15 protein-coding genes are annotated in these 26,868 nt (G+C 42.7%); 3 read left to right on the forward strand and 12 right to left on the reverse strand.

Annotated elements, in window-relative coordinates:
* Positions 1-117: 117 nt before the first annotated feature.
* The 3 genes from rpoC to HT685_RS06725 all read right to left on the reverse strand — a co-directional run bounded on the left by rpoC (position 118) and on the right by HT685_RS06725 (position 9,995).
* Positions 118-3,795: a DNA-directed RNA polymerase subunit beta' gene (rpoC, locus tag HT685_RS06715; protein ID WP_173225215.1), complete on the reverse strand. Its 3,678-nt coding sequence runs from the start codon at positions 3,793-3,795 to the stop codon at positions 118-120.
* A gap of 38 nt (positions 3,796-3,833) precedes the next feature.
* Positions 3,834-7,439: a DNA-directed RNA polymerase subunit beta gene (gene rpoB, locus HT685_RS06720; RefSeq protein WP_173225212.1), complete on the reverse strand. Its 3,606-nt coding sequence runs from the start codon at positions 7,437-7,439 to the stop codon at positions 3,834-3,836.
* A gap of 558 nt (positions 7,440-7,997) precedes the next feature.
* Positions 7,998-9,995, reverse strand: a complete 1,998-nt coding sequence (locus HT685_RS06725) for a thiol-activated cytolysin family protein (protein WP_173225209.1) — start codon at positions 9,993-9,995, stop codon at positions 7,998-8,000.
* Between the two features lie 579 nt (positions 9,996-10,574).
* Here HT685_RS06725 and HT685_RS06730 point away from each other — a divergent pair.
* Positions 10,575-14,699 (forward strand): pullulanase, encoded by a 4,125-nt coding sequence (locus HT685_RS06730; protein ID WP_240148752.1) that lies wholly within the window; start codon positions 10,575-10,577, stop codon positions 14,697-14,699.
* A 245-nt stretch (positions 14,700-14,944) separates the two neighbouring features.
* Here HT685_RS06730 and HT685_RS06745 read toward each other — a convergent pair whose 3' ends face one another.
* From HT685_RS06745 to ruvB, 9 genes are all read right to left on the reverse strand, one after another.
* Positions 14,945-15,994, reverse strand: a complete 1,050-nt coding sequence (locus HT685_RS06745) for an Atu2307/SP_0267 family LLM class monooxygenase (RefSeq protein WP_173225206.1) — start codon at positions 15,992-15,994, stop codon at positions 14,945-14,947.
* 118 nt (positions 15,995-16,112) lie between these two features.
* Positions 16,113-17,921 (reverse strand): glutamine--fructose-6-phosphate transaminase (isomerizing), encoded by a 1,809-nt coding sequence (gene glmS / locus HT685_RS06750; RefSeq protein WP_173225203.1) that lies wholly within the window; start codon positions 17,919-17,921, stop codon positions 16,113-16,115.
* Between the two features lie 192 nt (positions 17,922-18,113).
* Complete coding sequence (gene bglA / locus HT685_RS06755; RefSeq protein ID WP_173225198.1) at positions 18,114-19,493, reverse strand: 6-phospho-beta-glucosidase; 1,380 nt, start codon at positions 19,491-19,493, stop codon at positions 18,114-18,116.
* A gap of 98 nt (positions 19,494-19,591) precedes the next feature.
* The gene (locus HT685_RS06760) at positions 19,592-21,445 is read right to left on the reverse strand and encodes a proline--tRNA ligase (RefSeq protein WP_173225195.1); all 1,854 of its coding nucleotides are present in this window, start codon (positions 21,443-21,445) and stop codon (positions 19,592-19,594) included.
* A 12-nt stretch (positions 21,446-21,457) separates the two neighbouring features.
* Entirely contained in the window at positions 21,458-22,717 is a 1,260-nt protein-coding gene (rseP, locus tag HT685_RS06765; protein WP_173225192.1) for an RIP metalloprotease RseP, read from the reverse strand.
* 15 nt (positions 22,718-22,732) lie between these two features.
* Positions 22,733-23,536, reverse strand: a complete 804-nt coding sequence (locus HT685_RS06770; protein WP_000189852.1) for a phosphatidate cytidylyltransferase — start codon at positions 23,534-23,536, stop codon at positions 22,733-22,735.
* An 8-nt stretch (positions 23,537-23,544) separates the two neighbouring features.
* Positions 23,545-24,303, reverse strand: coding sequence for an isoprenyl transferase (locus tag HT685_RS06775; RefSeq protein ID WP_023945423.1), 759 nt, complete (start codon positions 24,301-24,303; stop codon positions 23,545-23,547).
* Positions 24,304-24,533: 230 nt separating this feature from the next.
* Positions 24,534-25,106 carry a nucleotidyltransferase family protein gene (locus HT685_RS06780; RefSeq protein ID WP_173225189.1) on the reverse strand — a complete coding sequence of 191 codons (573 nt, stop codon included), beginning with the start codon at positions 25,104-25,106 and terminating at the stop codon, positions 24,534-24,536.
* A complete protein-coding gene (gene ruvB, locus HT685_RS06785; RefSeq protein ID WP_345789536.1) occupies positions 25,087-26,085 on the reverse strand; it encodes a Holliday junction branch migration DNA helicase RuvB in 999 nt (332 codons plus the stop codon). Before ruvB ends, HT685_RS06780 begins: the two co-directional genes overlap by 20 nt.
* A gap of 133 nt (positions 26,086-26,218) precedes the next feature.
* Between ruvB and HT685_RS06790 the strand changes: the two genes are divergently transcribed.
* Both HT685_RS06790 and HT685_RS06795 read left to right on the forward strand, forming a co-directional pair.
* Complete coding sequence (locus HT685_RS06790; protein ID WP_000969509.1) at positions 26,219-26,311, forward strand: type I toxin-antitoxin system Fst family toxin; 93 nt, start codon at positions 26,219-26,221, stop codon at positions 26,309-26,311.
* Between the two features lie 339 nt (positions 26,312-26,650).
* Positions 26,651-26,743 (forward strand): type I toxin-antitoxin system Fst family toxin, encoded by a 93-nt coding sequence (locus HT685_RS06795; RefSeq protein WP_173225186.1) that lies wholly within the window; start codon positions 26,651-26,653, stop codon positions 26,741-26,743.
* Positions 26,744-26,868 lie beyond the last annotated feature (125 nt).

Here is a 26,868-nt window from a genome sequence, read left to right on the forward strand (position 1 = left end):
CTAGTTTCCTAGTTTGCTCTTTGATTTTCATTGAGTATTATTTTACCACATTTCATGGAAAAATGGAGAAAATTTTCAGAAAAGAGAAAGAGAACCCGAAGGCTCTCTCATTCTCTTTTATTCTACTGTTTCTTCCACAGTTTCAACGGCAGTATCCACAACTACTTCTGTTGTTTCTTCATTCCCTTCTTCCTCTACTGAAGGATTAAGGTATTCTTCTTCGTTGACAGCATGTGGTTCAAGGTTACGGTAACGGGCCATACCAGTACCTGCTGGGATAATCTTACCGATGATAACATTTTCCTTGAGTCCAAGGAGATGGTCTTTCTTACCACGGATAGCCGCGTCAGTAAGGACACGAGTTGTTTCCTGGAAGGAAGCCGCTGACAAGAAACTGTTGGTTTCAAGTGAGGCTTTGGTAATTCCCATAAGGACTGGACGACCAGTCGCTGGAACTCCACCTGCGATAAGGACATCTTTGTTGGCATCTGTAAAGTCATTGATATCCATAAGGGTACCCATGAGAAGGTCTGTATCTCCTGGATCCATGACACGGACTTTACGAATCATTTGACGAACCATTACCTCGATGTGTTTGTCACCGATTTCTACCCCTTGGCTACGGTAAACTTTTTGTACTTCACCGAGAAGGTAAGTTTCAACTGACAAGACATCACGAACTGCAAGGAGACGTTTTGGTTGGATAGAACCTTCTGTAAGAGCAGCACCACGCGCTACTTGGTCTCCAACTTCTACACGCATACGAGCTGTAAATGGAACGACATATTCACCTTCGCCAGTTTCACCCTTAACAAAGACTTTCTTAGTACGAGTTGATGCATCTTCTTCGATAGCGGTAACTTGTCCTTTAACCTCTGTGATAACCGCTTCCCCTTTAGGATTGCGGGCTTCAAAGATTTCTTGGACACGAGGAAGACCCTGAGTGATATCGGTATTTGAGGCAACCCCACCCGTGTGGAAGGTACGCATTGTCAGCTGTGTACCAGGTTCCCCGATAGATTGGGCAGCGATTGTACCAACTGCTTCACCAACTTCAACCGCATCACCAGTCGCCAAGTTGATACCGTAACAGTGACGGCAGACACCATGACGAGTGTTACATGTAAATACAGAGCGGATAGTAACTTCTTCTACACCAGCATTGACAATTTCACGCGCCTTGTCTTCTGTAATCAACTCATTTGGACCAATGATTACTGCACCAGTTTCTGGATGTTTAACAGTTTTCTTAGTGTAACGACCATTGAGACGCTCTTCGAGTGACTCGATCATTTCTTTTCCTTCTGCGATAGAACGGATCAAGAGACCACGGTCTGTTCCACAGTCATCCTCACGGATGATAACGTCTTGGGCAACGTCAACCAAACGACGAGTCAAGTAACCTGAGTCGGCTGTCTTAAGGGCCGTATCAGTCATACCTTTACGGGCACCGTGAGTTGAGAAGAACATTTCGAGTACCGACAAACCTTCGCGGAAGTTTGAAAGGATTGGCAATTCCATGATACGTCCGTTCGGAGCAGCCATCAGACCACGCATACCGGCAAGCTGTGAGAAGTTTGAGATGTTACCACGGGCTCCTGAGTCCATCATCATAACGATTGGGTTCTTAGGATCTTGGTTGGCAATCAAGCGTTTCTCAAGTTTTTCACGAGCAGCACGCCATTCAGCTGTAACGGCATTGTAACGCTCGTCGTCTGTGATCATACCACGACGGAATTGTTTTGTGATTTGTTCGACACGTTTGTGTGATTCTTCAATGATTTCAGCCTTGTCATCAACGACTGGGATATCGGCAATACCCACTGTCAATCCTGCAAGAGTTGAATGGTGGTAACCGAGGTTCTTCATGCGGTCAAGTAGGGCAGAAGTTTCTGTCGTACGGAAACGTTTGAAGATTTCAGCGATGATATTTCCAAGGTTTTTCTTCTTGAATGGGGGGTTAAGTTCAAGATTGCTGATTGCTTCCTTGATATCTCCACCAAGTGGCAAGAAATATTTAGCTGGAACGCCTTCTGTCAAGTTGGCATTGTTTGGTTCTTGCAAGTATGGTAGACCCTCTGGCATGATGTCGTTGAAGAGGATTTTACCAACTGTTGTAAGCAAGACTTTATGTTTTTGCTCTTCTGTCCAAGGCTTGTTGAGGCTGTCTGTTGCGATACCAACACGTGAGTGAAGGTGAACATAACCATTACGGTAAGCCATAACCGCTTCGTCACGGTCTTTGAAGACCATTCCTTCACCTTCACGGCCAGCTTCTTCCATGGTCAAGTAGTAGTTACCCAAAACCATGTCCTGAGATGGTGTAACAACTGGTTTACCATCTTTCGGGTTCAAGATATGCTCAGCAGCGAGCATGAGGATACGAGCTTCTGCTTGGGCTTCTTCTGAAAGCGGTACGTGGATGGCCATTTGGTCCCCGTCAAAGTCGGCATTGTAGGCTTCACAGACAAGTGGGTGCAAGCGAAGGGCCTTACCATCAATCAAGACTGGCTCGAAGGCTTGGATACCCAAACGGTGAAGGGTCGGTGCGCGGTTCAAAAGCACTGGGTGTTCTTTAATCACTTCTTCAAGGATATCCCAGATACGCTCATCTCCGCGTTCCACCAAGCGTTTAGCTGCTTTGACGTTTTGCACGATATCACGGGCAACGATTTCACGCATGACAAATGGTTTAAAGAGTTCAATCGCCATTTCACGTGGCACACCACATTGGTACATCTTAAGAGTTGGACCAACGGCGATAACTGAACGTCCTGAGAAGTCAACACGTTTACCGAGCAAGTTTTGACGGAAGCGTCCTTGTTTACCTTTAAGCATGTGGCTCAATGATTTCAATGGACGGCTACCTGGTCCTGTGATTGGACGACCACGACGACCATTGTCAATCAAAGCGTCAACCGCCTCTTGAAGCATACGCTTCTCATTTTGAACGATGATACCTGGTGCATTCAACTCAAGCAAACGAGCCAAACGGTTGTTACGGTTGATAACACGGCGGTAAAGGTCGTTCAAGTCAGATGAGGCAAAACGGCCACCATCCAACTGCAACATTGGACGAAGATCTGGTGGAATAACCGGAAGGATGTTGAGAATCATCCATTCAGGTTTGTTTCCAGACTTATAAAAGGCATCCAAAACATCCAAACGACGGATGGCTTTGACACGTTTTTGTCCAGTAGCTGTTTTTAACTCTTCTTTGAGTTCAGCAATTTCTTTTTCAAGATCTACTTGTTTCAAAAGGTCTTGAATGGCTTCGGCACCCATCTTGGCAACGAATGATCCATAACCATACTCACGCAAGCGCTCACGGTATTCGCGCTCTGTCATGATAGACTTGTGCTCAAGTGGTGTATCCTTAGGATCAATCACCACATAAGCCGCAAAGTAGATAACTTCCTCGAGGGCACGAGGGCTCATATCAAGGGTCAAGCCCATACGGCTTGGAATCCCCTTGAAGTACCAGATGTGAGATACAGGAGCTTTCAACTCAATGTGCCCCATACGCTCACGACGAACTTTCGTACGCGTTACTTCAACCCCACAGCGGTCACAAACAATTCCTCTGTAACGAATGCGTTTGTACTTACCACAAGCACATTCCCAGTCTTTTGTAGGACCAAAGATAACTTCATCAAAGAGTCCTTCACGTTCTGGTTTCAAGGTACGGTAATTGATTGTTTCAGGTTTTTTGACTTCTCCATAAGACCATGAACGGACTTTACTTGGAGAAGCTAGGGTGATTTGCATACTTTTAAAACGATTTACATCAACCACTATTTCTTCCCTTTCTATTCTAAGTGAACTGCTTATTCTTATTCAGCAGCTTCTTCTGTTGCTTCCGCTTTTGTTGCTTTCTCAGCTTCTTCAGCTTCAAAGGCTGCTTTAGCCTCTTGGGCTGCTTTTTCGCGGGCTTTTTCAAGGTCATCTACGTGGATGACATCTTCGTCCATTCCTTCATCCAAGTCGCGAAGTTCCACTTCTTGGTCATCTTCGTCTAGGACACGCATGTCAAGACCAAGAGATTGCAATTCTTTGACAAGAACTCGGAAGGATTCTGGAACACCTGGTTTTGGAATTGGTTTTCCTTTTGTAATAGCTTCATAAGCTTTCAAACGTCCGTTAATATCGTCAGACTTGTAAGTCAAGATTTCTTGAAGGACATTTGACGCACCATAGGCTTCAAGAGCCCAAACCTCCATCTCACCAAAACGTTGTCCACCAAACTGAGCTTTACCTCCGAGTGGTTGTTGAGTAACGGTTGAGTATGGCCCGACTGAACGTGCGTGCAATTTATCATCAACCATGTGGTGGAGTTTGATCATGTACATGACACCAACTGACACACGGTTATCAAATGGTTCACCAGTACGTCCATCGTAAAGGATTGTCTTGGCATCGCTATCCATACCAGCTTCTTTAACAGTTGACCAAAGGTCTTCAGAACTTGCTCCGTCAAAGACTGGTGTTGCGATGTGAATACCAAGAGTACGAGCCGCCATACCAAGGTGGAGCTCCATAACCTGACCGATATTCATACGTGATGGCACCCCAAGTGGGTTCAACATGATGTCGACTGGAGTTCCGTCTGGAAGATAAGGCATGTCTTCTACAGGAACGATACGAGAGACAACCCCTTTGTTTCCGTGACGTCCGGCCATCTTATCTCCGACCTTGATCTTACGTTTTTGAGCGATGTAGACACGAACCAGCATGTTAACACCTGATTGCAACTCATCTCCATTTGCACGTGTAAAGATCTTAACATCACGAACGACACCATCGGCACCGTGTGGTACACGAAGAGAAGTATCACGAACTTCACGAGACTTGTCACCGAAGATAGCGTGCAAGAGACGTTCTTCAGCTGAAAGGTCTTTCTCACCCTTAGGTGTTACTTTACCTACAAGGATATCACCTTCTTTAACCTCAGCACCGATACGGATAATACCCATTTCGTCAAGGTCTTTAAGGGCATCTTCACCAACGTTTGGAATTTCACGAGTAATTTCTTCAGGCCCAAGCTTTGTATCGCGTGTTTCTGATTCGTATTCTTCAAGGTGAACAGATGTATAGACATCGTCTTTGACCAAGCGTTCGCTCATGATAACAGCATCCTCGAAGTTGTAACCTTCCCAAGTCATGTAGGCAACGATTGGGTTTTGTCCAAGCGCCATTTCTCCATTTTCCATAGAAGGTCCGTCAGCGATAAAATCGCCTTTTTCAACGACATCGCCAACTTTAACAAGCGTACGTTGGTTGTAGGCAGTACCTGAGTTTGAACGACGGAATTTTTGGATGTGGTAAACGTCCAATGAACCATCTTCACGACGAACTTCTACCTTGTCAGCATCTGCGTAAGTAACTTTACCATCATACTGAGCAATCACAGCAGCTCCTGAATCGTGGGCTGCTTGGTATTCCATACCAGTACCAACGTAAGGTGCTTGAGGATTGATCAATGGCACAGCCTGACGTTGCATGTTGGCTCCCATGAGGGCACGGTTGGAGTCATCGTTTTCCAAGAAAGGAATACATGCTGTCGCAACGGCAACTACCTGTTTTGGTGAAACGTCCATGTAGTCAACAATATTAGCTGGATACTCTTGGTTAACCCCTTGGTGACGTCCCATGACAATCTTCTCAGCAAATGTTCCATCTTCATTCAGACGAGAATTAGCCTGTGCTACAGTAAATTCATCTTCTTCATCGGCTGTCAACCAAACGATTTCGTTGGTAACAACACCTGTTTCACGGTCAACTTTACGGTATGGTGTTTGAACAAAACCATACTTGTTCAAATGTCCGTAAGATGACAAGTTGTTAATCAAACCGATGTTAGGTCCTTCAGGTGTCTCGATTGGACACATACGACCGTAGTGAGTGTAGTGCACGTCACGTACTTCATATCCAGCACGGTCACGTGTCAAACCACCAGGTCCCAAGGCTGACAAACGGCGTTTGTGAGACAACTCAGAAAGCGGATTGTGTTGGTCCATGAACTGTGACAACTGTGATGAACCAAAGAATTCTTTAACCGCAGCTGTTACAGGACGGATGTTGATGATTTGTTGTGGTGTCAAGACTTCGTTGTCTTGAACAGACATACGTTCACGGACATTACGTTCCATACGAGAAAGTCCCAAACGTACTTGGTTGGCAAGCAATTCACCAACCGCACGGATACGACGGTTTCCAAGGTGGTCGATGTCATCTACACGGCCAAGGCCTTCAGCCAAGTTGAGGAAGTAGCTCATCTCAGCAAGGATATCAGCAGGAGTGACGATACGAACCTTGTCATCTGGATTAGCATTACCAATGATGGTTACAACACGGTCTGGATCAGTTGGTGCAACAACCTTGAATTTTTGAAGAACAACTGGCTCAGTCACAACCGCTGCATCATTCGGAATGTAAACAATCTTGTTCAAGTCACCATCCAAATGGCTTTCAATACTTTCAATCACGCTACGAGTCATGATTGTACCAGCTTCTACCAAGATTTCTCCTGTTTCAGGGTCTACCAATGGCTCAGCAATGGTTTGGTTGAGCAAACGTGTTTTAACATTGAGTTTTTTATTGATTTTGTAACGACCAACTGCTGCCAAGTCATAGCGACGTGGGTCAAAGAAGCGAGCTACAAGCAAGCTACGTGAGCTTTCAGCAGTCTTAGGCTCACCTGGACGGAGGCGTTCGTAGATTTCTTTCAAAGCTTCGTCGGTACGAGAGTCCATTGGGTTCTTGTGGATATCTTTTTCAACAGTGTTGCGAACCAATTCGCTGTCACCAAAGATATCAAAGATTTCATCATCACCTGAGAAACCAAGGGCACGAACCAAGGTCGTAAATGGAATCTTACGAGTACGGTCGATACGAGTGTAGGCGATGTCTTTTGAGTCGCTTTCAAGCTCCAACCAAGCTCCACGGTTAGGGATAACAGTTGAACCATATCCCACTTTACCGTTTTTATCAACTTTGTCGTTAAAGTAAACACCTGGTGAGCGGACCAACTGAGATACGATGATACGTTCACCACCATTGATGATAAAAGTACCCATTTCTGTCATGATTGGGAAATCACCAAAGAAAACTTCTTGGGTCTTGATTTCGCCTGTTTCTTTATTGATCAAGCGGAAGGTTACAAAAATTGGTGCTGAGTAGCTAGCATCGTGGATACGAGCTTCTTCTAGCGTGTATTTTGGTTCCTTGATTTCATATCCAACAAATTCCAACTCCATTGTGTCTGTGAAGTTTGAAATTGGCAATACATCTTCAAACACTTCCTTAAGACCATGGTCTAGGAAATCTTTGAATGAGTCAGTTTGAATTTCAATCAAATTTGGTAAGTCAAGAACTTCTTTGATTCTTGAAAAACTACGACGGGTACGATGTTTCCCGTATTGAACGTCATGTCCTGCCAAGATGATTCTCCTTTGTAAATAAGTTCCAAGCCTTGTCAATTAGGCTTTTCTAATCGTCATATGGTTGTAAAACCCTTATCACCGTGTCCCTTTGATGAATTTTCAGAATCTTTAAGTCTTTGTTACAACCGCTCGAAATCCTGAAAAAAAGCACAAAAAGAGCAGCTAAATCTGACTTTTTCAGAAGATTTAACTGCTGTGAGCCTTGTCTGGACAATATTTCAGACAAAACCTACGACAAATGATTATTCATATTATACCCTATTTAGCTAGATTTTTCAAGGGATTCTGTAGATTTTTGGTAATTTTTTTTCGTAGGTAACTTCTCAAAGTAACTTCTACTTACCTAACCGAAGTGGAAATTAGTCTAAAACGGATTTTTATGGTGGAATTAAGTCTGAGACGTTTGAAAATGTTTTAATAGCAACAACGTACTATTCTAGTTTCAATCTGCTATAGAAGTTACCCTTTTCATTCTCTCAAAAGTCAATCATAAAAGAGGAAAAATCGAAGTTCCTCCTCTTCACTGTTTACTATCGAATCAAGTAAATCAAATCGTTACTCATTCACAATTTTTTCATCAACTTTAGGGTTTAGAGTTGTTCCCCAATGTGTAATTGTACGCTGTTGTACTAGTGGTAAGTCTGTGCGGTTGTAAACTGTACGCCATGGTTCCCATACAAGACCCGTCTTTTCTTGAACCTTGATACGAAGATTACGGACATTTCCTTTAAATTGAATCTCTGTTTGGAAGCCTGAAGTTCTGTTTTTTCCGTTATCTTCCCATTGACGTGAACGAATTTCTGGATTTCCTTGTTCATCATATGTAATTTCATCCCAATAGATGTAGTAACGCGCAACATAAGCACCCTTATGATGAAGTTTCAAGAAACCATTTTTGTAAGAAGTAACCTTCGTTTCGATATAGTCTGTACTATTTTGTAAAGTTGCTTGGGCATTATCTTTTAGGAAGGCAGTCTTATATGAGATTGGCACAGCTGGACTTTGAGCGCTAAAGTTAGCTCCTTCTCTGATGAGTTCCTTCAAGTTTTCGACTGTTCCTGTGACAACTTTGGCGGCACCGCTAGCATTACCTCCTACAATTACCGCTGTTACAGAAGTATTCTTCAATAGACGGCTCCATTCAGAATTTGGAGCAATTGTTGCGCCTTTGATAACCGCATTGATAGCTGCTTTTAATTCAGTAGACTTACTTGTTGACTCAAACTTAACATAGATTTGACGTCCGTAAGAAACGTTTGATACATATACAGGTGGAGTTTGTGAATCAACGCCTCTCTGTTTTAAATCTTCAGGTGTCACACTCTTGTCAAATACAGCCGCTGGATTGGTCGGTGCATCAAATGTCGCTGTATAGTAGATTTGTTTAAAGTTTACAACTTCAATTTGCTTTTCACCCTTTTGCACAGCCTCAAAGTCAATCTTGAGCGGTGCACCTGCTTTTTCAAAGTCTGCACCAAATTTTGCTTTCAATTGATTCATGCTATAGGCTGTAGTTGATTCATACTGAACACGGGCAGGAACGGAATGGCTAGATGAGTAATTCTTTGTCCATCTTTCAACCAAGGTATTCATCGCAGACTGCATACCACTAGTTGTAGGATCTGCTTCAATTCGGCTGTCAGACTGAATCATACCAGGTAAATCGACGCTGACTGTCCCCTTTGCACGGGCAAGACTAATCAATTCTGGCTGATTTTCTAGCAGATTTTGGTTTGCCTTATACAAGCCACCTAGGAAGACATTTTGATTTCCATTGATGGAAACATCTGCTGTGCCTGTAGAGAGGGTTTTCTTGATTTTTTCTACAACGACAAACTCTCCATTTTGTTCCTTAGCACTTGTGTTGTAGCGATTTTCTAATGTTTCTCCTTTGCGAGTTAAAATATCCAAAGGATTATAAGTTAAGCCAAAAAGGTAGTCTTTCAATGCTGATTTTTGATTTACTACTGGTGCAGTTCTATCCTGTCCAACTTGAGTTGTTGCTGAACGGAATACTTCCACTTCTGCCAAGCTCAATGGGGTATTTTTAGTTTTCAACTCCACTTTTACATAACGAGCGCCTTTGGCGGTGAAGAAAACTTCAAGTTCTGCCTTCCCATTCAAACTATCAAAGTGTTGACGAGCAACTTCTTGTTTTGCTTCATTTAACAAAACAACATCAAAATTGGAAAGACGATTAGCTACATTCCCATCTCCACGATTGTAAAGTTTAACTTTTCCAACATTCTCTGTTTTTCCAAGATCAACTTGCCACCAAGCATTGTCTTCAAAGTTTGTGTGTGTTACAGAATGGTGCCCGTAATCACTGTCAACATTACCGTCCACTGCTCGTGTAGCAGCTCCTCCATAAGCAGTAGAACTTTGACTAGCTTGTTTTCCACGAGCGATGTTTTCTGTCTCAACTGGACGATTCCCTTGCTCTGTAGCCAAAGCTACTCCCTGAGCGCTCAATAAAAAGGCCGCAACAACAGCACTACACACACCGAGTCCACACTTTTTGACAAAGCGATGCAAACGTTTTTCTTGATTCATTCCTTATTCCTCCGTTTTTAAATGAATACGTTTTCCTATTTGTCTATAGTTTATCAAATTTCAAGTAAAAGTCAAGCACAAATCAGCAAAAAAGTCAAGAAAATAAGAAGAAAACGTTTGCTGAATTTTTCTGATATTTTCTTTAGATTTCCAGTAAATACTATAGTTTGGAAACTAGATAAAACTTGAGAAGCGCCAGCTTTTTCTCTTCCTATTTATAGTTTCGCTAGATGAACTTTTTAAAGAAATATTAGAGAGCAATTTCTGAATAAAAATAGCTGGGAACACATCATCTTCCTAATAATACGGCTTGTCTTATGTGACATTTTTATACTATTCGAAAATCTCTTCAAACCACGTCAACGTCGCCTTGCCGTACTCAAGTACAGCCTGCGGCTAGTTTCCTAGTTTGCTCTTTGATTTTCATTGAGTATTATTTCCATTATTTATACTGATATATAAAATAATACGGAAAACTTCTCAAAAGTAAGAATTTCTTTTACAAACCAAAGAAAACGCTTGCATATTGTTTTACTACATGCTATACTGATATAGAAATTTATTGATTGGAGAATCATTATGAGAAAAACACCAGCTCAAACTGAGAAAAAAATGGTCTACAGCATCCGTTCCCTCAAGAATGGAACTGGTTCTGTCCTTATCGGCGCAAGCCTTGTCCTACTTGCTATGGCTACGCCAACTATCTCAGCCGACGAAAGTACAACAACCACTAACGAACCCAGCAACGGAAATACAACCATCCTTGCCCAACCTCTTACTGATACAGCAGCTGGCTCTGGTAAGAAGGAAAGTGATATTTCTTCACTCGAAAATGCAAACGCTTCCCTAGAGAAAGCAGAAGAAAAACCTGCAACAGATCCAACAACTCCTGTTGCAAGCCCAGCCGATTCAGCACCACAAACTGGACAAGATCGTTCAAATGAGCCAACTACTTCTACTAGTCCAGTAGCAACTGAAACTAAGGCAGAAGAGCCAATCGAAGACAACTACTTCCGTATCCATGTCAAAAAACTTCCTGAAGAAAACAAGGATGCTCAAGGACTCTGGACTTGGGATGATGTTGAAAAACCTTCTGAAAACTGGCCTAACGGAGCCTTGTCCTTCAAGGATGCTAAAAAAGACGACTACGGCTACTACCTAGATGTCAAATTAAAGGGAGAACAAGCTAAGAAAATTAGCTTCCTCATCAACAATACAGCTGGAAAAAATCTAACCGGCGATAAATCTGTAGAAAAACTGGCACCAAAGATGAATGAGGCTTGGTTGGACCAAGATTACAAGGTTTTCTCTTACGAACCACAACCTGCAGGAACTGTTCGCGTCAACTACTACCGCACAGATGGCAACTATGACAAGAAATCTCTCTGGTACTGGGGAGATGTGAAAAATCCAAGTAGCGCTCAATGGCCTGACGGAACAGACTTTACGGCTACAGGTAAATACGGTCGCTATATCGACATTCCTCTTAATGAAGCTGCGAGAGAATTTGGATTTTTGCTATTAGATGAGAGCAAACAAGGAGACGACGTGAAAATCCGTAAAGAAGATTATAAGTTTACAGATTTGAAAAATCATAGCCAAATTTTCCTAAAAGACGATGACGAATCGATTTACACAAATCCATACTATGTCCATGATATCCGTATGACAGGAGCCCAACACGTAGGCACTTCTAGCATTGAAAGTAGTTTTTCAACACTTGTTGGTGCTAAAAAAGAGGATATCCTCAAGCACTCCAACATCACTAATCACCTAGGAAACAAAGTAACTATCACCGATGTTGCAATCGATGAAGCTGGTAAGAAAGTGACCTACAGCGGAGATTTCTCTGACACAAAACATCCTTATACCGTTAGCTACAACTCTGACAAATTCACTACCAAAACAAGCTGGCGCCTGAAAGATGAGACTTACAGCTATGATGGTAAACTTGGAGCTGAACTCAAAGAAGAAGGAAAACAGGTTGATTTAACTCTCTGGTCACCAAGTGCTGATAAGGTTTCTGTTGTTGTCTACGACAAGAATGACCCTGAAAAAGTAGTTGGAACTGTCGCTCTTGAAAAAGGGGAAAGAGGAACTTGGAAACAAACTCTAGATAGCACAAACAAATTAGGAATCACAGATTTCACTGGCTACTATTATCAATACCAAATCGAGCGTCAAGGTAAAACTGTTCTTGCACTCGATCCTTACGCTAAATCCCTCGCTGCTTGGAATAGTGACGATGCTAAGATTGACGATGCCCATAAAGTGGCTAAAGCCGCCTTTGTAGACCCAGCTAAACTAGGACCTCAAGACTTGACTTATGGTAAGATTCGCAACTTCAAATCGCGCGAAGATGCTGTCATCTATGAAGCTCATGTGCGTGACTTCACTTCAGATCCTGCCATCGCAAAAGATTTGACTAAGCCATTTGGTACTTTTGAAGCCTTTATCGAAAAACTAGACTACCTCAAAAACTTGGGTGTAACCCACATCCAGCTCCTTCCAGTCTTGTCTTACTACTTTGTCAATGAGTTGAAGAACCACGAACGCTTATCTGACTATGCTTCAAGCAACAGCAACTACAACTGGGGATATGACCCTCAAAACTACTTCTCCTTGACTGGTATGTATTCAAGCGATCCTAAAAATCCAGAAAAACGAATCGCAGAATTTAAAAACCTCATCAACGAGATCCACAAACGTGGTATGGGAGCTATCCTAGATGTAGTGTATAACCATACAGCCAAGGTCGATATCTTTGAAGATTTAGAGCCAAACTACTACCACTTTATGGATGCTGATGGGACACCTCGCACTAGCTTTGGTGGTGGACGCTTGGGGACAACCCACCATATGACCAAACGACTCCTAGTTGACTCTATCAAATATCTAGTTGATACCTACAAAGTGGATGGATTCCGCTTCGATATGATGGGAGACCATGATGCAGCTTCTATTGAAGAAGCGTACAAGGCCGCACGCGCCCTCAATCCACACTTAATCATGCTTGGTGAAGGTTGGAGAACCTATGCTGGTGATGAGAACATGCCTACTAAAGCTGCTGACCAAGATTGGATGAAACATACCGATACTGTCGCTGTCTTCTCAGATGACATCCGTAACAACCTCAAGTCTGGTTATCCAAACGAAGGTCAACCTTCCTTTATCACAGGTGGCAAGCGTGATATCAACACCATCTTCAAAAATATCATTGCTCAACCAACCAACTTTGAAGCTGACAGCCCTGGAGATGTCATCCAATACATCGCAGCCCATGATAACTTGACCCTCTTTGACATCATCGCCCAATCTATCAAAAAAGATCCAAGCAAAGCTGAGAACTATGCTGAAATCCACCGTCGTTTGCGACTTGGAAATCTCATGGTCTTGACAGCTCAAGGAACTCCGTTTATCCACTCCGGTCAGGAATATGGACGTACTAAACAATTCCGTGACCCAGCCTACAAGACTCCAGTAGCAGAGGATAAGGTTCCAAACAAATCTCACTTGTTGCGTGATAAGGACGGCAATCCATTTGACTATCCTTACTTCATCCATGACTCTTACGATTCTAGCGATGCTATTAACAAGTTTGACTGGACCAAGGCTACAGATGGAAAAGCATATCCTGAAAATGTCAAGAGCCGTGACTATATGAAAGGTTTGATTGCCCTTCGTCAATCTACAGATGCCTTCCGACTTAAGAGTCTCCAAGATATCAAAGACCGTGTTCATCTCATCACTGTCCCAGGCCAAAATGGCGTGGAAAAAGAGGACGTAGTGATTGGCTACCAAATCACTGCTCCAAATGGAGACATCTATGCAGTTTTTGTCAATGCTGACGAAAAAGCTCGCGAATTTAATTTGGGAACTGCCTTTGCACATCTCAGAAATGCTGAAGTTTTAGCAGATGAAAACCAAGCAGGGCCAGTCGGAATTGCCAACCCGAAAGGACTTGAGTGGACTGAAAAAGGCTTGAAATTAAATGCCCTTACAGCTACTGTTCTTCGAGTCTCTCAAAATGGAACTAACCATGAGTCAACTGCAGAAGAGAAACCAGACTCAACCCCTTCCAAGCCTGAACATCAAAATGAAGCTTCTCACCCTGCACATCAAGATCCAGCTCCAGAAGCTAAACCTGATTCTACTAAACCATCTGCAACAGTAGCTGATGCAGAAAATAAACCTAGCCAAGCTACAACTGGTTCACAAGCTTCACAACCACATAAAGACAATAATACTCAATCACTTCCATCTACGCCTACTCAAACTATTGTCACTTCCTATACTCCAGCTTATACAAATAAGAAACCGGAAACTCCAAATCAGGCAACTAAAGCTAGTTGGAAACAAGAAAATGGCATCTGGTATTTCCATAAAGCAGACGGTTCTCTAGCTACTGGTTGGATCAAAGATGGAGATACTTGGTATTATCTAAAAGATGATGGCTCTATGTCAACTGGTTGGGTAAAAGATGGCAATGTTTGGTACTTCCTAAATAGTAACGGTTCTATGTCAACCGGTTGGGTTAAAGATGGAGATACTTGGTACTATCTAGATCCATCAGGAGCTATGAAAGAAAATCAATGGTTTGAAGTTTCTGACAAATGGTACTATGTTGATTCATCAGGTAAACTTGCAGTTAATACAAGAGTTGAAGGCTATTTGGTCAATGAAAACGGTGAATGGGTTAGCTAAAACTGCTACTGTATAACCTTTGCATAGCTAGATATAACTAATCCAAATACAGGAAGCTCAACGATAACAAACTCCTGTTGGCAGGAATCAACCTCCTTGCCCTTCTAGGTCTCGGGTTCTTGCTAAAAAACAAAAAAGAGAACTAAACTAGCCCTCCTATAGAAAAATCCCCCAAGCCTTACAGCTCGGGGGATTAGTTTTTGTACAATATTTGTCGTCCTAATAAGCCTGATTAAGATTTTTTATTAAGCCTCTTTCATGGCAAAATAAGTCCGTACTTTGGGTGCAACTTGTGTGCCGAAGAGTTCAATAGCTCTCAGAACTTGTTCATGAGGCATGGAACCAAGCGGTAGATGGAGCATGAAGCGGTCCAATCCTAAATCCTCAATCATACGAATCAATTTTTCTGCCACCTGATCTGGATTTCCCACAAACATGGCGCCATTTGGTCCAACTTGCTCTAAATATTGTTCATAACGCAATTCCTGCCAGTGCGGGCGATCTTTGGAAATAGCATCCACTACTTGCTTGGTCGGATGGAAATAATCTTTCACAGCCTGCTCGCCATCTTCAGCAATCCACCCCCAAGAATGAGCCCCAACCTTTAACTCATTACTGGTATGACCCGCTTCGCTACCAATCTCACGATAAGCCTGAATCAACTTTTTAAAATAACGCGGATTCCCACCAATAATGGCATAGACAATCGGTAGACCTGCCTGAGCAATCTTCACTGTTGATTCGACATGGCCACCTGTCGCTATCCACAAGGGTAATTTGTCCTGAACTGGACGAGGATAAACTTCCTTGCCAGAGATTGTTTGGGTCAATCGCCCTTGCCAGTCTATCCTGGTCTTCTCATTGACTAACTGGAGCAAGTCTAATTTCTCATCAAAAAGGGCTTCGTAGTCTTTCAAATCATATCCAAACAAGGGAAAAGATTCCGTGAAAGAACCCCTTCCAGCCATAATCTCCGCACGTCCATTTGACAAAGCATCGATAGTGGCATACTGTTGGAACAAGCGAATCGGATCCATGCTCGAAAGAATGCTGACTGCACTGGTCAAACGGATTTTATTGGTATTAACTGCCCCAGCGGCCAGAACAATCTCTGGGGCTGATACTGCAAAATCCTCTCGATGGTGCTCACCAATCCCATACACATCCAAACCAACCTTATCAGCCAGTTCAATCTCTGCCACCAACTGACGAATGCGTTCGGCATGACTGTAAGTTTCCCCAGTCCCTTCAAGCTCCGTTGTTTCCCCAAATGTTGAAATTCCCAATTCTACCACAGTGATTCTCCTTGTCTACCTCTGTCCTTCAATTTGAAAAATTATTCTAACACGAATCTTAAGTACAAGCAACCGATTTGCTCACAAGAAAAAGCCTAGATAACTAGACTTTTTTAGCTTATTCTACCGTCACTGACTTAGCAAGATTACGTGGTTTGTCCACATCGAGACCACGATGAAGCGTTGCAAAGTAAGCGACCAATTGTGTTGGTACGACCATTGAGATTGGTGAGAGGTAAGGGTGGACAGTCGTAAGCACGATGTCGTCGGTATCTTTGGCAACATTTTCTTCTGCGATAGTGAGGACTTTGGCACCACGGGCTGCCACTTCTTGGATATTTCCACGAGTGTGGTTGGCAAGAACTGGGTCTGACAAGAGAGCCAAAACAGGTGTTCCATCCTCAATCAAGGCAATAGTTCCGTGCTTAAGTTCTCCTGCCGCAAACCCTTCACACTGGATGTAAGAAATCTCTTTAAGTTTGAGACTTGCTTCCATGGCTACGTAGTAATCTTGACCACGTCCGATGTAAAAGGCGTTACGAGTTGTTTCAAGTAGCTCACGAACCTTGGCTTCAATGGTTTCTTTCTCTGAAAGAGTTGATTCGATAGACTGAGCTACGATTGACAACTCATGCACCAGGTCAAAGGCTTGCGCTTTAGTATTGCCATTTGCTTCTCCGACTGCTTTTGCAAGGAAGGCAAGGGCTGCGATTTGCGCTGTATAGGCTTTAGTTGATGCCACGGCAATTTCAGGACCTGCGTGAAGGAGCATAGTATGATTGGCTTCACGTGAAAGGGTTGAACCTGGGACATTTGTCACTGTCAAGCTTGGGATACCCATTTCATTAGCCTTGACCAAAACCTGACGGCTATCCGCTGTTTCACCAGACTGGCTGATAAAGATGAAGAGTGGTTTCTTGCTAAGAAGTGGCATACCATAGCCCCACTCAGATGAGATTCCAAGCTCAACTGGCGTATCTGTCAATTCTTCCAACATTTTCTTAGAAGCAAATCCTGCGTGGTAAGATGTCCCAGCTGCAAGGATGTAGATACGGTCTGCGTCTTGAACAGCCTGGATGATAGCTGGGTCTACGACAACTTGACCAGCCTCATCTGTGTAGGCTTGGATGAGTTTACGCATAACAGTTGGTTGCTCATCAATTTCCTTAAGCATATAGTAAGGGTAAGTTCCCTTACCGATATCTGACAAGTCAAGTTCAGCAGTGTAGCTAGCACGCTCACGACGATTTCCATCATAGTCTTGAACTTCCACACTATCAGCCTTGACGATTACCAACTCTTGGTCATGAATTTCCATGTATTGGTTGGTTTCACGAATCATAGCCATAGCATCTGAGCAGACCATGTTATAGCCTTCTCCAAGGCCAATCAAAAGTGGTGATTTATTTTTAGCCACGTAGATGACTTCAGGATTTTGTGAGTCAACCAAGGCAAAGGCATAAGAACCACGGATGATATGAAGGGCTTTTTTGAAGGCTTCAAGAACTGACAAGCCATCTTCTTCCGCAAATTTTCCAATCAAATGAACGGCGATTTCCGTATCTGTTTGCCCTTTAAAGTGGTGACCTGCAAGGTATTCTTCCTTGATTTCAAGATAGTTCTCAATCACCCCATTGTGCACCAAGACAAAACGTTCTGTCTCAGAGCGGTGTGGGTGAGCATTGTCTTCCGTTGGTTTCCCATGAGTTGCCCAACGAGTATGACCGATCCCAGTTGTTCCCTCAACACCAGCTGTCTTGGCAGACAATTCTGCAATACGACCAACAGCCTTCACCAAATGGTTCTCAGCACCACCTAGGACAAAAATCCCCGCAGAATCATAGCCACGGTATTCGAGCTTTTCAAGCCCTTGAATCAAAATATCAGTTGCATTTGTGTTTCCAACAACACCAACAATTCCACACATAGTATATACGACACAGACCAGCTGTGCTTTCTCCTTAAAATTGGTATAGTCTAATTCCTCTTTTATAGAATCAGCAAAAACAGTATATACTTGTTTCTTTCACTTGTCAAGAGTAAAAATTGGTATAGTTCAAATTAACTTTTTTGCAACCAAAAAACTCTGACCAATTAGGACAATCAGTCATAGTCTTTTTTAAAATCCATTATTACCGCTTAGCTCCTTGAACCAGTGCCCTGATTTTTTCAGACGACGTTCTTGCGTTTCCAAGTCTAATTCAACCAAACCATAGCGATTTTTATAGCTATTGAGCCATGACCAGCAATCGATAAAGGTCCAAATCAAGTAGCCCTTACAATTGGCTCCGTCTTCAATAGCACGGTGAAGTTCACGAAGATGACCTTTTACAAAGTCAATACGGTAATCATCTTGAATCATTCCATCTTGACGGAATTTTTCTTCCCCTTCAACACCCATACCATTCTCTGTCAACATCCACTCGATATTGCCATAATTTTCCTTGATATTTTGGGCGATGTCATAAATCCCTTGCTCATAAATCTCCCAGCCACGGTGAGGATTGATTTTACGTCCAGGCATCACATAAGGCTCGTAAAAATGTTCTGGTAAGAGTGGACTCTCTGGATGCTTCGCAAATCGAGGAGCCATAACACGCAAAGGTTGATAGTAGTTGACACCAAGGAAGTCCACAGTATTGTCACGAATGAGATCCAACTCCTCCTCTGTAGCATCAGGCAAGAGACCGTATTCATGTAAGATTTCTACTAACTCCTGTGGATAAGTCCCCAAAACAGACGGATCTAAGAAAGATTGGGCCTGAAAAAGGTCCGCAATATTAGCAGCCTTGACATCAGCAGGATGCTGACTACGTGGATAAGCCGGTGTCAAGTTTAAGACAATCCCAATCTTAGCATCAGGCAAGATTTCATGACAGACCTTGACCGCCCGACTGCTGGCCAATTGTGTATGATAAGCTACTTTAACGGCTGCCTCTGCATCCACCTTATGTGGATAATGGGCATCGTAAAAATAGCCAAATTCTACTGGAACGATGGGCTCGTTAAATGTAATCCATTGATCCACTAAATCTCCATAAGTCTCAAAACAAAAACGAGCATAGTCTTCATAGGCTGAGACAATCGCCTTATTTTCCCAACCATCACCATCCTCTTGAAGGGCAAAAGGCAAATCAAAATGATAAAGATTGACTAAAAGACGAATCCCTTTGGCCTTAATAGCCTCAAAAACTTTACGGTAAAAGTCTACACCCTGAGGATTGACTTTTCCACAGCCTTGTGGAAAAATCCGTGACCACTGAATAGAAGTCCGAAAGGCCGTGTGACCAGTTTCTAACAAGAGGTCGATATCCTTTTCCCAGTTTTCATAAAAAGTCGATGTCTTATCTGGACCAATCCCATTATAGTAACGATTTGGCTCCACTTGGTACCAATAATCCCAGAGATTATCTCCCTTACCGTCACCAGCTACACATCCTTCTGTTTGTGGTCCAGAAGTAGAGGATCCCCAGACAAAATCCTTTGGAAATCTTAGCATACATTTACCTCTTTATCTAGTCATTTTTCCCATTATACAGAAAAAACAAGGTAAAAACTAGTTACATTTTTTCCTTGTTTTTCTTCTGATTATAGTTTTTATTTCTTGCTGAGAATTTCAAGCGTTTCAAGCACGTTATCTGCATGAACTTCGATGGTGTCACCAGTCGCTTTAATCTTCACTTCTACGATGCCATCGGCTGCTTTCTTCCCAACAGTGATACGGATTGGCAATCCAATCAAGTCGCTATCGCTGAATTTAACACCAACACGTTCGTTACGGTCATCTGTCAAGACTTCATAACCAGCTCCCATCAAGCTTGCTTCAAGCTTTTCTGTCAAGGCTTGTGCTTCTTCATCCTTGACATTAACAGTGATCAAGTGAACATCAAATGGCGCCAATTCTTTAGGGAAATTGATTCCCCAAGCGTAACGGTATTCACCTTTTGGCGTTTTGTTAACAAAGAGGCGAGCGTGTTGCTCCATCACTGCTGAAAGGAGACGGCTAACACCGATACCGTAACATCCCATGATGATTGGCACAGCGCGACCATTTTCATCCAAAACATCTGCTCCCATGCTTGCTGAATAGCGAGTGCCGAGTTTAAAGATGTGACCAATTTCGATACCACGCGCAAAGTTAAGGACTCCTTGCCCGTCTGGAGAAATTTCACCCTCACGAACTTCACGGATATCCACATATTCCGCAGTAAAATCACGACCTGGGTTCACACCAGTCAAGTGGTAGCCATCTTCGTTAGCACCGACAACTGCATTGCGAACATCTTGCACCTTACGGTCTGCAATGATTTTAACATTCTCTGGCAAACCAACTGGTCCAAGTGAACCAAAACCTGCTTGAACAAGATTCGCCACTTCTTCTTCGCTAGCAACGTCGAAGAAATCTGCTCCCAAATGGTTTTTCAACTTAACTTCGTTGAGTTGATCATTTCCAACTAGAAGGGCCGCAACAAGCTCACCATCTGCCATGTAAAAGAGAGTTTTAATTGTTTGTTCTTCTGGAACATTGAGGAAAGCTGCAACTTCATCAATTGATTTAACATCTGGCGTTGCAACACGAGTCACTTCTTCTTCAGCGACAACACGGTTGCTTGGTTTGTACTCGTTTGTTGCCATTTCTAAGTTAGCTGCATAGCTAGACTCACTTGAGTAAGCAATGGTATCTTCACCAGAGACCATCCATTTGAGCAATTCTGCCTTGATTTCTTCTTGCACTTCTGCAGGAATCTCATCAAATGAGGCAACTGACTTGTCCAAGACAACCCAGCGGTCAAGGTCTGTACGGGCAGGTGTGATGGCCATAAATTCTTGGCTGTCCTTACCACCCATGGCTCCACCGTCACCGATGATAGCCTTGAAGTCTAAACCACTACGAGTAAAAATACGCTCATAAGCAGCCTTGTACTCATCGTAAACACTGTCCAAGCTATCATAATTAGCGTGGAAACTGTAAGCATCTTTCATGATAAACTCACGTGTACGGAGAAGTCCATTACGTGGGCGTTTTTCATCACGATACTTAGGCTGGATTTGATAAAGGTTAAGTGGCAATTGCTTGTAAGACTTAACAGAATCACGGACAATAGCTGTAAAGGTTTCTTCGTGAGTTGGGCCTAGGATGAAGTCTGATTTTTCACGGTTTTTTAGTTTGTAAAGGTCTTCACCATAAGTTTCGTAACGACCTGATTCGCGCCACAATTCTGCACTAAGAAGGGCAGGAGCCAACATCTCAACGGCACCAATCTTATCGAATTCTTGGCGCATGATATTTTTAGCTTTTTCAATCACACGATTAGCAAGTGGTAGATAAGAATAAACACCTGCTGAGACTTGACGAACATAACCAGCTCGCAACATAAGAGCATGGCTGATAACTTGAGCATCGCTTGGCATTTCGCGAAGCGTTGGGATAGGCATTTTACTTTGTTTCATAATATTCCTCGATTATCTAAAAAAGAGTCGCATGATGTCATTCCAGGTCACAGCAATCATCAAGACAACCATGATGACCACTCCGGCCAAGGTGACATAGGTTTCAATTTCTTGTTTTAATGGTTTGCGGCGGATGGCTTCTAGGATATTGAGCACAATCTTACCACCATCCAAGGCTGGAATCGGAATCAGATTAAAAATCCCGATATTGATGGAAATCATTGCCAAGAAGTACAAGACATTCTCAATTCCATTTTTAGCAGCATCACTACTTGCCTTAAAGATGGCAACAGGTCCACCTAGCTTGTTCAAATCCGGTTGGAAAATCAGATTTTTCAGAGCTGATAGAATTCGGAGGGCCGAGTCAGCAGCAGTTGTAAAACCACCTACAAACATGGATAGAAAATCTGACTTAATTCCCGGTTGAACACCTAGAAGGTAACGGCCTTGACTTTCTTCAGGAGTAACAGTGACTTGCTTATCACTACCCTTTTCAGAAATAGTCACATCCAAGGTCGGGGCCGTCTTATCTTTGGTTTCTGATTCCACAGCCTGAATCAAACTTTCCCAGTTGCTAATCTCATGTGAGCCAATCTTGGTAATTTGTGCCGTTTCTGGTACTCCTACCTTAGCCAAAGCCCCTTGAGGCATGACATGGAACTGATTGGTATCAACATCTCTGACACCACCCTGCATGAAGATTAAAATCCAGAAAACAACGACACCTAAGATAAAGTTATTCATAGGGCCTGCAAAATTAGTAATGAGTTTCCCCCAGATAGTCGCATTTTGATATTGAACATCTAAAGGTGCAATCCGAACCTCAGTACCATCTGCTTCCACAACCGTTGCATCGTGATCCACTGCAAATGTTTTTTCTTCTTCCAGAACCAGTCCTTTGATAAAGAGCTTGTCTTCAAAGTCAAATTGGGTCACCTGCATAGGAAGAGCTGTTTGATCCAATTTTTTACCTGAGAGATTGATGCGTTTAACCTTACCATCATCAGTAAGCGTCAAACTGACAGGAGTTCCTGTCTTGATTTCAGTGGTATCATCACCCCAACCGGCCATACGAACGTAGCCTCCCAGAGGCAAGATGCGAATGGTATAGGCAGTTCCATCCTTGCCAATATGAGCAAAGATCTTGGGTCCCATGCCAATGGCAAATTCACGCACTAGAATCCCTGATTTCTTGGCAAAGTAGAAGTGTCCGAACTCGTGCACCACTACAATAATCCCAAAAACCAGAATAAAGGTTAAAATTCCGAGCATTCTATCTTCCTTTCTCTAAAAGAGTCCAAACAAGTGCATGATTGGAAATACAAGCAACATACTATCGAAACGATCCAAAACACCACCATGTCCAGGGATAAATTTCCCAGAATCCTTAACACCAAAGTGACGCTTAATCGAACTTTCTAGTAAGTCACCAAATTGTCCAGCAATGCTAAAGAAAATAGCAAAGACCGACATCTTGTAAATTCCATACGGAAGAGCAACTGTCCTATCAAACATCATAAAGATGATGGTTACTAAAATAGCACCTAAAATACCACCCAAGGCACCCTCAAAGGTTTTATTTGGAGAAACTGTCGGAGCTAATTTTCGTTTACCATAGTTCATCCCAACAAGATAGGCACCACTGTCTGTTGCCCAAACAATACATAAGGCTAATAGTGCCTTATCTAAACCTGCAATTCTAGCATCTAATAGAGCATTAAAACCAAAGCCCACATAGAAACTCATAGCAAGAGGGAAAACCGCATCCTCAATCGTATACGACTTGCTAAAAACAGTCGTTCCTAACATGATTGAAATCAGAACACTATAAGCAACCACATTCCCATCAACTGGCAAAAAAGTCAGATAATTCTCCAAGGGAATGGTCAAGGCAAAGGTTGCAAAGAGGGTCAAGAGGCCCTCCATCGTCATGGTCTCTAGACCTCTCATCTTCAAAAGTTCATGCATGGCTAGCATGGCTATGATTCCAATTGCTATCTGAAGCAAGAGTCCCCCAATCATTAAAATTGGTAGGAAAATAGCCAGGGCAATCCCTGCAAACAAGGTTCTTTTCTGTAAATCCTGTGTCATATTTCCTCCTAAACTCCTCCAAATCGGCGATGACGACGATTGTATGCAAGAATGGCTTCCTGCAAGGCTACCTCGTCAAAATCAGGCCACAAGGTGTCCGTAAAATAGAGCTCACTATAGGCTCCCTGCCATGGAAGAAAATTGCTCAAACGCAATTCTCCACTAGTACGGATAATCAAGTCTGGATCTCGTACATCCTTAGGCAAATGCTGAGTAAAGAGATAGTTGCCAATTAATTCCTCTGTGATGTCACCTGGGTTGATTTTGGCATCTAACACATCCTGGGAAATCAACTTAAGAGCCTGTGTAATCTCAGCACGTCCACCATAGTTGAGGGCAAAATTAAGAATCAAACCTGTGTTGTTCTTAGTCAATTTCTCAGCTTTAGTAAGAGCTTCAAAGGTTTGCTTAGGCAGGCGGTCTGTTTCCCCAATCATTTGAATCTTAACATTATTCGCATGCAATTCCGGGACATAATTATCATAAAACTCTACTGGCAAGTTCATGATAAACTTGACTTCCTGATCTGGACGGGTCCAGTTTTCCGTAGAAAAAGCATAAACTGTAATAACCTTGACGCCTAGTTTGTTGGCTGCCTTGGTCACAGTTTGCAATGCTTCCATGCCCGCCTTATGTCCAAAAACTCGCGGTTGCATACGTTTTTTAGCCCAACGGCCATTGCCATCCATGATGATGCCGATATGAGCAGGAACCTGTGTCGGAACCTCTACTTCCACAGCCTTATCTTTCTTAAAAAATCCAAACATGATCTTATTCCTATTCAAAAATCTATCGTTTCATTATACCATATTTCCCTATTTTCTTCTATCACTAAGCTATTTATTCTCAGGCACAAAGCCCATTTTTCAAAAAAATAAGCCGCCTGATTGGGCGACTCAATTTTTATAGGGAGATTATTATGAAAAAGTTTTAGGAGTTTAAGTTAAGGTCTTCTTAACTTATGAACTTAGTATACACCTCCTAGCTTAAAGTTTCCTTAAGTATTTTTAAAAATCAAATTTTTCCATTTCTCCTGCCAATTTTTCTTGGATAGACGTGTTCGATAAAGTTCCATTCGGTCTTCATTTTCTAAGAAATGAGGAGTTGGACGAACTTGAAAATTCAAAATATCCTCCAAACCGTATGGAGTAAAGAGTTCCAAAACGGATTCTTCATTCAAGCGTAATCCAACAGCCGTACATCGTTCTGGATACTTACTCATAGCATCACGGGAACTGGTATAGGGAGCAGTATGAGGGCTGTGCTGGTGCATATAGACTTGATTTTTCAATTCCCACTGGTACTGAGGAAAATCCTCTCTCAGCTTTTTCTCTAGGGACAAGGTTTCCTCATAAGAAATATCCGGATCAAAGAAAATCACATCTACATCTGTTTCAAGATCAAATGCTGGTCTGTCTGACAAGAGATTCCAGATGAAATTTCTGACAGAACCTGCCGCCAACCAGGAATCTGTCAACTCCAAGTTTCGGATGATAGTCAGAATAGCCATCATATCTGGATTTTTTCTAAAAGCCTCTAGAATTTCTTGCTTATTTTTCATTGTACTCATATCCCAAATGCTCATATGCCTTAGCAGTCGCCACCCGTCCAGACCGCGTCCGCATGATAAAGCCTTTTTGAATCAAGTAGGGCTCATACATGTCTTCAACTGTCTCACGCTCTTCTGCTATGTTAACAGAAAGAGTTCCTAATCCGACAGGACCACCACCATACATCTCAATCATGGTGCGAAGGATTTTTTGATCCACATAGTCCAAACCTTCATGGTCAACATCCAGCATGGTCAAAGCCTTATCGGTAATAAAATCATCGATAACCCCATTCCCCATTATCTGGGCAAAATCGCGCACGCGCTTGAGGAGACGATTGGCAATACGAGGGGTTCCACGACTACGCAAGGCCAGCTCGGATGCTGCCTCATGAGTGATTTCCATCTCAAAAATATCTGCCGTCCGCTCAACAATTTCTGTCAAGTCAGCATGAGCATAATACTCCATATGCCCCGTAATCCCAAAACGTGCCCGTAGTGGATTTGAGAGCATACCAGCCCGAGTCGTCGCACCAATCAAGGTAAAAGGTGGTAACTCCAAATGAACACTGCGACTACCTTCACCAGCCCCAATCATGATATCAATATAGAAGTCCTCCATGGCACTATAAAGCACCTCCTCCACCGACATGGGCAAGCGATGAATCTCATCAATAAAAAGGACATCCCCAGGCTCTAAGTCATTCAAAATCGCTACCAGATCTCCGGCTTTTTCAATGACTGGACCCGAAGTCTGCTTGAGATTGACACCTAGTTCGTTGGCAATAACAAAAGCCATGGTCGTTTTCCCCAAACCTGGAGGCCCAAATAAGAGGACATGGTCCAGCGCTTCATCCCGCATTTTGGCAGCTTCAATAAAGATTTGGAGCTGATCCTTGACCTTGTCCTGCCCAATATATTCACGTAAGTACTGAGGACGGAGCGTGCGTTCTACTAACTCCTCATCCCCCATTATCTCATTATCCAAAATTCTACTCATGTTTACATTATATCAAAAAACCAAGCCACAAACAAAAAAGCCACCCGATTAGGTGACTCCTGAGTTTGGCACTTATGTGGTATAATATTGTTCGGCACTGCTACACCGCCTACGAAAGGAGGTGAATTAGCCCATGATGGATACAATACTTAAAACTATCATCGGACCAATTGTGGTCGGTGTCGTTCTTCGCTTAGTCGATAAATGGCTAAACAAGGACAAATAGTGTCAAAAAGACCCCAAGCTTATTTGGACGTGAGCTTGGGGTCTTTTCTAGCCTATGATATAGACACAATACTTAATTCCCTTTTATTATCCCATAGTTCACAAAATTTGTCAAAGGTTTATATCCTCATCCATTCAGCTTCTCCAACTTTAGAATCTGTCCAATAAAGTTTATAAGATTTAGAGAAAGCTATTGAAAAATGATATTTAGAAAACTTCCGAAAAGCCTGAAAGACAGCCAAAAAACTCCACCTGATTGGGGACTCCTAAGTTTAGCACTTATGTGGTATAATATTATTCGGCACTTCTACACCGCCTGTGAAAGGAGGTGAGATAGCCCATGATGGATACAATACTTAAAACTATCATCGGACCAATTGTGGTCGGTGTCGTTCTTCATATAGTCGATAAATGGCTAAACAAGGACAAATAGTGTCAAAAAGACCCCAAGCTTATTTGGACGTGAGCTTGGGGTCTTTTCTAGCCTATGATATAGACACAATACTTAATTCCCTTTTATTATCCCATAGTTCACACATTTTGTCAATGTTTTACATC

Source organism: Streptococcus sp. 5004, from assembly GCF_013276755.1.
Taxonomy (GTDB): Bacteria; Bacillota; Bacilli; order Lactobacillales; family Streptococcaceae; genus Streptococcus.

Coding starts and splice junctions, on each gene's coding strand:
- HT685_RS06790 (WP_000969509.1), top strand. CDS start 26,219: ATGATGGATACAATACTTAAAACTATCATCGGACCAATTGTGGTCGGT.
- HT685_RS06775 (WP_023945423.1), bottom strand. CDS start 24,303: ATGTTTGGATTTTTTAAGAAAGATAAGGCTGTGGAAGTAGAGGTTCCG.
- HT685_RS06730 (WP_240148752.1), top strand. CDS start 10,575: ATGAGAAAAACACCAGCTCAAACTGAGAAAAAAATGGTCTACAGCATC.
- bglA (WP_173225198.1), bottom strand. CDS start 19,493: ATGCTAAGATTTCCAAAGGATTTTGTCTGGGGATCCTCTACTTCTGGA.
- HT685_RS06760 (WP_173225195.1), bottom strand. CDS start 21,445: ATGAAACAAAGTAAAATGCCTATCCCAACGCTTCGCGAAATGCCAAGC.
- HT685_RS06780 (WP_173225189.1), bottom strand. CDS start 25,106: ATGAGTACAATGAAAAATAAGCAAGAAATTCTAGAGGCTTTTAGAAAA.
- glmS (WP_173225203.1), bottom strand. CDS start 17,921: ATGTGTGGAATTGTTGGTGTTGTTGGAAACACAAATGCAACTGATATT.
- HT685_RS06795 (WP_173225186.1), top strand. CDS start 26,651: ATGATGGATACAATACTTAAAACTATCATCGGACCAATTGTGGTCGGT.
- HT685_RS06725 (WP_173225209.1), bottom strand. CDS start 9,995: ATGAATCAAGAAAAACGTTTGCATCGCTTTGTCAAAAAGTGTGGACTC.
- ruvB (WP_345789536.1), bottom strand. CDS start 26,085: ATGAGTAGAATTTTGGATAATGAGATAATGGGGGATGAGGAGTTAGTA.
- rseP (WP_173225192.1), bottom strand. CDS start 22,717: ATGCTCGGAATTTTAACCTTTATTCTGGTTTTTGGGATTATTGTAGTG.
- HT685_RS06770 (WP_000189852.1), bottom strand. CDS start 23,536: ATGACACAGGATTTACAGAAAAGAACCTTGTTTGCAGGGATTGCCCTG.